The sequence below is a fragment of the Nonomuraea sp. NPDC003201 genome, from assembly GCF_053590415.1.
Genome location: NZ_JBSFTC010000409.1, coordinates 1 through 7,924 on the forward strand (window position 1 = coordinate 1; position 7,924 = coordinate 7,924).

Annotated in this window: 8 protein-coding genes; 5 read left to right on the forward strand and 3 right to left on the reverse strand. The window is 67.9% G+C overall.

Annotated elements, in window-relative coordinates; genetic code table 11:
- The first annotated feature begins 491 nt into the window (after positions 1-491).
- From ACWDX9_RS55925 to ACWDX9_RS55945, 5 genes are all read left to right on the forward strand, one after another.
- Positions 492-2,249: an ABC transporter substrate-binding protein gene (locus tag ACWDX9_RS55925; RefSeq protein ID WP_449970941.1), complete on the forward strand. Its 1,758-nt coding sequence runs from the start codon at positions 492-494 to the stop codon at positions 2,247-2,249.
- A 63-nt stretch (positions 2,250-2,312) separates the two neighbouring features.
- Positions 2,313-3,308, forward strand: coding sequence for an ABC transporter permease (locus ACWDX9_RS55930; protein ID WP_449970943.1), 996 nt, complete (start codon positions 2,313-2,315; stop codon positions 3,306-3,308).
- Positions 3,305-4,189, forward strand: a complete 885-nt coding sequence (locus ACWDX9_RS55935) for an ABC transporter permease (RefSeq protein ID WP_364239619.1) — start codon at positions 3,305-3,307, stop codon at positions 4,187-4,189. The genes ACWDX9_RS55930 and ACWDX9_RS55935 overlap by 4 nt, the downstream gene beginning before the upstream one ends.
- Positions 4,186-5,127, forward strand: coding sequence for an ABC transporter ATP-binding protein (locus ACWDX9_RS55940; protein WP_449970945.1), 942 nt, complete (start codon positions 4,186-4,188; stop codon positions 5,125-5,127). Before ACWDX9_RS55935 ends, ACWDX9_RS55940 begins: the two co-directional genes overlap by 4 nt.
- A complete protein-coding gene (locus tag ACWDX9_RS55945) occupies positions 5,127-6,002 on the forward strand; it encodes an ABC transporter ATP-binding protein (protein WP_449970947.1) in 876 nt (291 codons plus the stop codon). Before ACWDX9_RS55940 ends, ACWDX9_RS55945 begins: the two co-directional genes overlap by 1 nt.
- Positions 6,003-6,036: 34 nt before the next feature.
- Here the strand turns inward: ACWDX9_RS55945 and ACWDX9_RS55950 are convergent, their stop codons facing one another.
- From ACWDX9_RS55950 to ACWDX9_RS55960, 3 genes are all read right to left on the reverse strand, one after another.
- A complete protein-coding gene (locus ACWDX9_RS55950; RefSeq protein ID WP_350722821.1) occupies positions 6,037-6,717 on the reverse strand; it encodes a DUF6879 family protein in 681 nt (226 codons plus the stop codon).
- 87 nt (positions 6,718-6,804) lie between these two features.
- Entirely contained in the window at positions 6,805-7,383 is a 579-nt protein-coding gene (locus tag ACWDX9_RS55955; RefSeq protein WP_449970950.1) for a DUF1707 SHOCT-like domain-containing protein, read from the reverse strand.
- Positions 7,384-7,415: 32 nt separating this feature from the next.
- A partial coding sequence (locus tag ACWDX9_RS55960) for a PadR family transcriptional regulator (RefSeq protein ID WP_449970952.1) occupies positions 7,416-7,924 on the reverse strand: 509 nt, incomplete at its 5' end.

A 7,924-nucleotide genomic window follows, 5' to 3' on the forward strand; every position in this document is an offset into this window, starting at 1 on the left:
AAGGGCGGCAAGGTGGTCTATGAGATCACCGAGGCGGGCCGGGCCGAGTTTCATCGCCTGCTGCTGCAGTCCTGGTATGAGATCAAGCCGATCATAGGTCGATGCCGTCGCGCCGCTGCACGGAGACCCCCGGCAGGATGACGCCGATCGTGAAGCTGTTCATGCGCTCCACCGTGCAACCTCAATCGCGGTCGAGGTCAACCCGTGAGAGCGTTTGCGGGGCGCGTCTCGAAAACGTCACGGGTATTGACGGCACGGACATCGTGAACTTACGTTCGCGGTACTTATCCGGTTCAGCAGGCCCTCGCGGCCTGTGACTACTCCTCAGTGAATCGCTCACCGGTCTCCAGGGCGGGAGCGCGTTCTGCGTTCTTCCTGGGAGCGCTCCCAGGTGGGAGCTCCCGCCGCCCGTTCGAGAGCAAGCCGGCCCATCGGGGGTCGATGGAAGACGTGCGAACCTTCGCGCCTCGCGCGGAGGAAGGAGAGAAGCGATGCGAAACCGGGCTCGGATCATGATTCCGCTCGTGGCGGCGGGCCTGCTCGCCGCGGCCTGCACCGGCGGCGGAGCCACGCCGACCCCACCGGCCTCCCAGCCGCAGAGCCAGGGTGCGGTGGCCAGCGCCAACCCCGACTCGCTGCCGCGCAACGAGACCCTCTACACGACCGGCACCCAGTGGGGGCCGCCCGTCAACTTCAACCCCATCAGGGAATGGGACCACGCCACGGGCACCAAGGGCCTGGTGTACGAGACGCTGTTCCACTACGACGCGACCGCCGGCAAGCTGACCCCCTGGCTGGCCGAGAGCGGCTCGTGGGCCGACGACAAGACGTACCAGGTCAAGCTCCGCCAGGGCGTCAAGTGGGCCGACGGCCGGCCTCTGACGGCCAAGGACGTGGCGTACTCCTTCGAGCTCGGCAAGATGGAGACGATCCCGTACCACAACCTGTGGACCTGGCTGAAGAGCGTCGAGGCCGTCGACGACCAGACGGTCAAGTTCAGCTTCTCCACGGCCAACTACCAGCAGTGGGACTTCAACCTGTACAGCCGGTCGATCGTCCCCGAGCACATCTGGAAGGGCCGCTCGGAGAAGGACGTGCTCGACGGGATCAACGAGAACCCGGTGGGCACGGGCGCCTACACGTTCATGGCCAAGGACCAGGACCGCGTCGTGCTGCAGCGGCGCGACGACTGGTGGGGCAAGACCGCGCTGAACATGGAGCCCAAGCCGCGCTACATCGTCGACATCGCCACCCCGAGCAACGAGGTCGCGATGGGCCTGCTGCTGCAGAAGGGCATGGACCTGAGCAACAACTTCCTGCCCGGCGTGGCCAACCTGGTGAAGGGCAACTTCGGCCTGACGACCTACTACAGCGAGCCGCCGTACATGTTGTCGGCCAACACCGCGTGGCTGGTGCCCAACACCACCAAGAAGCCGATGGACGACCCCGCCTTCCGCAAGGCGCTCGCCGCCTCGATCGACGTCAAGAAGATCGTCGAAGGCGTGTACGGCAACCTCGTCAAGGCCGCCAGCCCGACCGGCCTGCTGCCGCAGTGGGAGCAGTACGTCGACCAGAACGTGGTGGCCAAGTCCGGGTTCGCCTTCGACGCGGCCAAGGCGAAGAAGGCGCTGGCCGACGCCGGTTACAAGGACGCCGACGGTGACGGGTACGTCGAGAACAAGGACGGCTCCAAGATCAGCCTGACCATCATCGTGCCGTCCGGCTGGACGGACTGGATGGAGTCGGCCAGGTCCATCGCCGCCAGCGCCAAGACCGCCGGGATCCAGATCACCCCGGACTTCCCCGACTTCAACGCCCTGGTGGAGAAGCGCGCCAAGGGCGATTTCGACCTGCTGATCAACAACGAGCGGCAGCTGTCCAACTCGCCGTACACCTACTACGAGTACCTCTTCCAGCTCCCGATCCAGAAACAGCAGAACACCGTCAACTTCGCCCGCTACGAGAACAAGCGGGCCTGGGACCTGACCAAGCAGCTCGACCAGGTCAAGACCGACGACGTCGAGGGCATGAAGAAGATCATCTCCCAGCTCCAGCAGATCCACCTGGACGACCTGCCGGTGATCCCGCTCTGGTACAACGGCCTCTGGGCGCAGTCGAGCAACCAGGTCTGGAAGAACTGGCCGGCCGCGGCGGGCAGCACGCCCAAGACCCCGGCCGTGATGTGGCACAACTGGCTCGAACTGGGTGGTTTCGAGACCCTCACGCAGCTCCAGCCCTCCGGCTCCTGACCCATCGTCCCCCGCTCCCGCAGGAGCGGGGGACTTTCACGGCTCTCACGGAGAAAGCATCACGTGCGTCGATATTTCGGCAGAAAACTGCTCATATACGGGCTGACCTTCTTCGTCGCCGTCACCGTCAACTGGCTGATCCCGCGTTTCATGCCCGGCGACCCGGTGGCGAGCATGGTGGCCAGGGCCAACGTCACCCAGCCCGCCGCCGCGGAGGCGATGCGGGTCTACTACAGCAACCTCTTCGGCTTCGACCAGCCGTTGATCGCGCAGTACCTCAACTTCTGGGCCGCGCTGTTCAGGGGCGACTTCGGGATCAGCATCTGGCTGTTCCCTTCCCCCGTCAGCTCCGTGATCATGAGCGCGGTGCCGTACACGCTGGCGCTGATCGTCCCGTCGGTGCTGCTGAGCTGGGTGGTGGGCAACTGGTTCGGCGCGTACGCGGCCCGGCGCAAGCTGCTCGACAACACCGTGCTCCCGGTCGGGTACGTCCTGACCGCGATGCCGTACATGTGGCTGGCCGTGCTCCTGGCCTGGGCGCTCGGCGTGATCGCCGGACTGTTCCCGGTGGCCGGCGGCTACAGCTTCTCGATGCGGCCCAACTGGTCGTGGGCGTTCCTGCTCGACCTGCTGCACCACTGGACGCTGCCGTTCCTGTCGCTGTTCCTGGTGGCGCTGGGCGGCTGGGCCATCGGCATGCGCAACATGATCATCTATGAGCTGGAGTCCGACTACTCCAACTACCTGGCCGCGCTCGGCGCGCCGGCCAGGCTCATCCGCAGGTACGCCTTCCGCAACGCCGTCCTGCCCCAGATCACCGGCCTGGCCCTGCAACTCGGCGTGATCGTGGCCGGAGCCCTGGTCACCGAGATCGTCTTCGCCTACCCGGGCCTGGGCAGCCTGATCCTCAACGCCATCAAGAACAAGGACTTCTTCCTGCTCCAGGGCACGTTCCTGTTCATCGTGCTCGGCGTGCTGATCGCCAACTTCATCATCGACATCGTCTACGTCGTGGTCGATCCGCGTACGAGGGCGGGAATGGCGGGTGCGCGGGCATGACGGCACTTCAGGAAGTCGCCCCGCGCGAGCGGGCCGGAGTCCGGCGCGAGGCGCTCTACTTCGCGGTGCGCAACGGCAAGCTGATGTTCGGCTTCGGCCTCGTGCTGGTGCTGCTCCTGCTCGGCCTGATCGGGCCGGTGCTGACCGGCGGCACGCCCAACGAGTACGGCCCCCAGCCCATGAGCCCGCCCTCGGCCGGGCACTGGCTCGGCACCACCACGTTCGGCCAGGACATCTTCCTGCAGTTCGTGCACGGCCTGCGCAGCACCTTCGCCGTGGGAGTGGTCGGCGGCGGCATCGCGGCGGCCATCGGCATGCTCGTCGGGTTCGTGGCCGGCTACCGCGGCGGGATCGTCGACGAGGTGCTCAACATGCTGACCAACGTCATCCTCGTCATCCCGACCCTGGCCGTGCTGCTGATCATCAACGCGTACCTGGGGATCAGGAGCGTGGCCGTGCAGGGCCTGTTCATCGGCCTGACGCAGTGGCCGTGGGCGGCGCGGGCGATCAGGGCGCAGACGTTCTCCCTGCGTACGAGGGAGTTCGTGGACCTGGCCAGGATGAGCGGCGCGAGCACCTGGAAGATCATCACCAGGGAGATCGCGCCGAACATGAGCTCCTACCTGTTCATGACGTTCATCCTGCTGTTCGGCGGCTCGATCCTCATCGCCTCCTCGCTCGACTTCATCGGCCTCGGCCCGACCGAGGGGGTCTCGCTCGGCCTGATGCTGCAGAACGCCAACCAGTGGAGCGCGCTCCAGCTCGGCATGTGGTGGTGGTTCGTGCCGCCGGGCGCGGCCATCACCGCCATCGTGGGCGCCCTGTACGTGGCCAACGTCGGCCTCGACGAGGTCTTCAACCCGAAACTGAGGGAGACATGAGCCTGCAGGTCAGCGAGCTGAGGGTGCACTACCGCACGCTCAGGGGCGAGGTCCGCGCCCTCGACGGCATGTCCTTCGAGCTGTCGGACGGCGAGATCCTCGGCCTGGTCGGCGAGTCCGGCTGCGGCAAGAGCACGCTGGGCAAGAGCCTCATCCGCATGGACGGCCGCATGCGCCACGTCGGCGGCCGGGTCGTGCTCGACGGCCGGGAGTTGCCCATCGCCGACGACCGCGGGATGAACGACTTCCGCTTCAAGGAGGTCTCCCTCATCCCGCAGTACGCCATGAGCGCGCTCAACCCCACCCGCAGGATCCGCAGGATGGTCGGCGAGCTGCTCAGGTCGAGGGGCGCGGAGGTGGACGCGGCCGAGCTGGAACGCCGGATGGACCAGGTCGGCCTGCCCCGCGAGGTGCTCGACCGTTACCCGATCGAGCTGTCCGGCGGCATGAAGCAGCGCATGGTGATGGTCATCTCGACGCTGCTCGACCCGTCCCTGCTGATCGCCGACGAGGTCACCTCCGCGCTCGACGTCTCCACCCAGAAGGCCGTCGCCCGCGCGCTGCTCGGCTTCCGCGAGAGCGGCTACGTCAAGAGCATGATCTTCGTCACCCACGACATCGCGCTCACCCACCACATCGCCGACACGATCATGGTCATGTACGCGGGCAGGCTCGCCGAGAAGGCGCCCGCCGACGTGATCGTCAAGGCGCCCCGCCACCCGTACACGAAGCTGCTGCTCGACTCCCTGCCCGAGGTCGGCGTCCGCTACGCCGACCGCAGGCTGGAGGGCATCGCCGGCAGCCCGCCGTCGCTGCTGGACCCGCCCGCAGGCTGCCGCTTCCGCGACCGCTGCCCGATCGCGGGGGACGAGTGCGCCGAGGAACCGCCCGTGGTCGAGCTCGCCTCCGACCATCACGTCGCCTGCTGGAAGGCCTGATGCTGAAACTCGACGACGTCACCAAGGAATTCAGGATCGGCGCGTTCGGCGGCAAGAGCGTCGCGGCCGTACGGAACGTGAGCTTCGAGGTCGTGCCCGGCGAGGTCGTCTCCCTCATCGGGGAGAGTGGCAGCGGCAAGAGCACGATCGGCCGGATGATCCTCGGCCTGAACCCGGTCACCAGCGGCACGATCACCTTCGACGGGCGGCCCGTGCGCGGCGGCAAGGAGTACTACCGCCACATCCAGGGCATCTTCCAGGACCCGTTCAGCTCGTTCAACCCGGTGTTCAAGGCCGACCGGGTGTTCGACCTGGTCAAGGAGGCGTACCACCCGTCCGTCCCGGCGGCCGAGTGGGCCGGACGGGTCGCGGCGTGCCTGCGCGACGTGCGGCTCAACCCCGACCAGGTGCTCGGCAAGTATCCGCACCAGCTCAGCGGCGGCCAGCTCCAGCGCCTGCTCATCGCCCGCGCGCTGCTGCTCGACATCAAGCTGCTGGTGGCCGACGAGATCACCAGCATGCTGGACGCCTCCACCCGCATCGACGTGCTCAACCTGCTCGCCGAGCTGAAGACCCGGGGCCTCGGCGTGCTCTACATCACGCACGACCTCTCGCTCGGCAACTACCTCGCCGAGCGCACGGTGGTGCTGCGCCAGGGGAGCGTGGTCGAGATGGGGCCGACGGACAAGGTCTTCGGCGATCCGCTGCACCCGTACACCCGCGAACTGCTGTCCGCCGTGCCGCGCCTGCACCAGGCCTGGGACGACGCCACGCCCGTGGAAACCTGCCTCTACCACGAGCGCGGCGGCACGGGAGCGCTGCTGGAGGCCGAACCCGGCCACCTCGTGGCGTGCGCCCGGCTCCCGGCCTGCTGAGAAATGTGCCTGCTGAGAAAGGTGAAGGGGGCGCTCAGACCCGGAACTCCTCGGTACGGTGCGCGTAGGCGGGCAGCGCGGCCCGCATCTCGTCGGTGACCTGCGGCGGCGGCAGCGGCACGATCTCCCGCTCGTGGAAGTCGAGCACGTTCTCCCCCTCGGCGAACAGCTCCTGGACCGTCCGCAGGCACGGCCCCACGACCGCGGGGTCGGTGATCCGCCGCCCGCCCATGCCCCCGCCGTACCGGTCGTACAGCACTTCGTACATCAGGGACGGAGAGAAGATCACCAGCTCCGGCATCGGGTCGAGCCCCGCCACCCGCTCGGCCGGCACCACCCGGCACGGGGAGCCGGCCCTGGCGCGTAAGGCCAGGATGTGCATCTCCCACTGCAGGTACGAGGTGATCGGGAATTCGACGACCCGCACCCGCTTGACCGGGACGCGGTGCCGGAAATAGTCGGCCACGGTCGCCGCCATGTGCGCGGTCAGGGCCAGCGAACGCTCCCAGTCGCCGTCCATCATGGCCCGCCAGCTCGCCACGTCCGGCTCGTAGAAGTGCTGGGCGCGCTCCAGCTTCCACATCGGCTCGGGGCAGATCGCGTGGTCGCGGTCGAAACCGGTTTGGTACTCCGGCACGTCCAGGGCGAGGCCGTCGGCCGGGGCGACGGCGGCGAACGGGTTCGTGCGGCGGGCCGGAGCGCCCTGCTGGGTCATGCGGCGTCCCTTCGACTCTGAAGATCCGCCCTGATCATGAAATGAGCCCCTGACAGGGTCAAGGCCCAAAACGATCCGGGCGGACCGTCAGCGCCGGGAGTGGAAGCGCCGGTGGATGAGGCTGAACACCATGGCTCCCAGCCACACCACGAAGAGCACCTTGAAGATCCCGAACCCGCCGAAGATCAGCCCCAGCAGCAGGAACACGAACAGCACGCCCATGAACGGGTGCGGCCCGCGATGGCGCCGCCACGGGTGGTTGCCGCCCTGCTCGCGCCACTGACGGCGCATCTCCCGGCGGGCCTGGTGCATGGAGTGGCGCATGTCATGGTGGGACTGGTGCATGGACTGCATCTGCCGGCGGTGCGCCGACATCGCCTCCCGCCAGCCGTCCATGTCGTAGTGGGGGTCATGGCGGGGGTCGTGGTGGGGGTCGTAGTGGGGGTCGTAGTGGGGTGCGGGCTCGCGGTAGCCGGGCGCGGGCTGCGGCCCCGGCAGGTCGGCCGTCACCTTCGACAGGTCACGGGCCGTCTTCGAGGCCAGCGCCTGGTCGAGTCGCTCGTCGAGCTCCTCGTGGGTCAGGCGGCCCTGCGCGAAGTGCTCGCGCAGGACGGCCATCGTCTGCTCACGCTCGGCGTCGCCGATGCGAAGGTCGTGCGAGTCCATACCTGATCCCGAATCCTTCCGGAAGCTCGCGCTCACTCCTCGCCCGGTTCGTCGTCCGCCAGGATCTGGTAGAGCTTGCGCCGGGTCTCTATAAGAGTCTTACGCGCTTCTCGGATTTGTGCGTCGTTCCCGGTCTGCAAAACCTGCATCATGGCGAAGGCCGACTGCCGGGCGATGTGCCAGAGATCGGCGGTGTTGTCGTCGATGTCGGGGCGCATCTCGTCCCACGGGGCCCGGACCTCGTCCGCGTGCGACTCGATGTAGTTGCGCCCCGCCTCGGTGAGGCGGAAGGTCTTGCGGCCCTCGCTCTCCTCCGAGATCACCAGGCCCTCGTCGGTGAGCTGCTGCAGCGCCGGGTAGACGGCGCCGGGGCTGGGCTTCCAGCCGCCCTCGCTGCGCTCGGCGATCTCCTGGATGATCTGGTAGCCGTTGCGCGGCTCCTCCAAGAGCAGGGCCAGGATCGCGGCGCGTACGTCGCCCCGCTTGGCCTTGCGGCCCCGGCCGCCCCAGCCCCGCTGGCCGCCCCACGGCCCGCCGGGGC

What these genes read in the sequence shown, in the direction of transcription:
- ACWDX9_RS55925 (WP_449970941.1), top strand. Translation starts at nt 492, where the DNA reads ATGCGAAACCGGGCTCGGATCATGATTCCGCTCGTGGCGGCGGGCCTG.
- ACWDX9_RS55935 (WP_364239619.1), top strand. Translation starts at nt 3,305, where the DNA reads ATGACGGCACTTCAGGAAGTCGCCCCGCGCGAGCGGGCCGGAGTCCGG.
- ACWDX9_RS55940 (WP_449970945.1), top strand. Translation starts at nt 4,186, where the DNA reads ATGAGCCTGCAGGTCAGCGAGCTGAGGGTGCACTACCGCACGCTCAGG.
- ACWDX9_RS55945 (WP_449970947.1), top strand. Translation starts at nt 5,127, where the DNA reads ATGCTGAAACTCGACGACGTCACCAAGGAATTCAGGATCGGCGCGTTC.
- ACWDX9_RS55950 (WP_350722821.1), bottom strand. Translation starts at nt 6,717, where the DNA reads ATGACCCAGCAGGGCGCTCCGGCCCGCCGCACGAACCCGTTCGCCGCC.
- ACWDX9_RS55955 (WP_449970950.1), bottom strand. Translation starts at nt 7,383, where the DNA reads ATGGACTCGCACGACCTTCGCATCGGCGACGCCGAGCGTGAGCAGACG.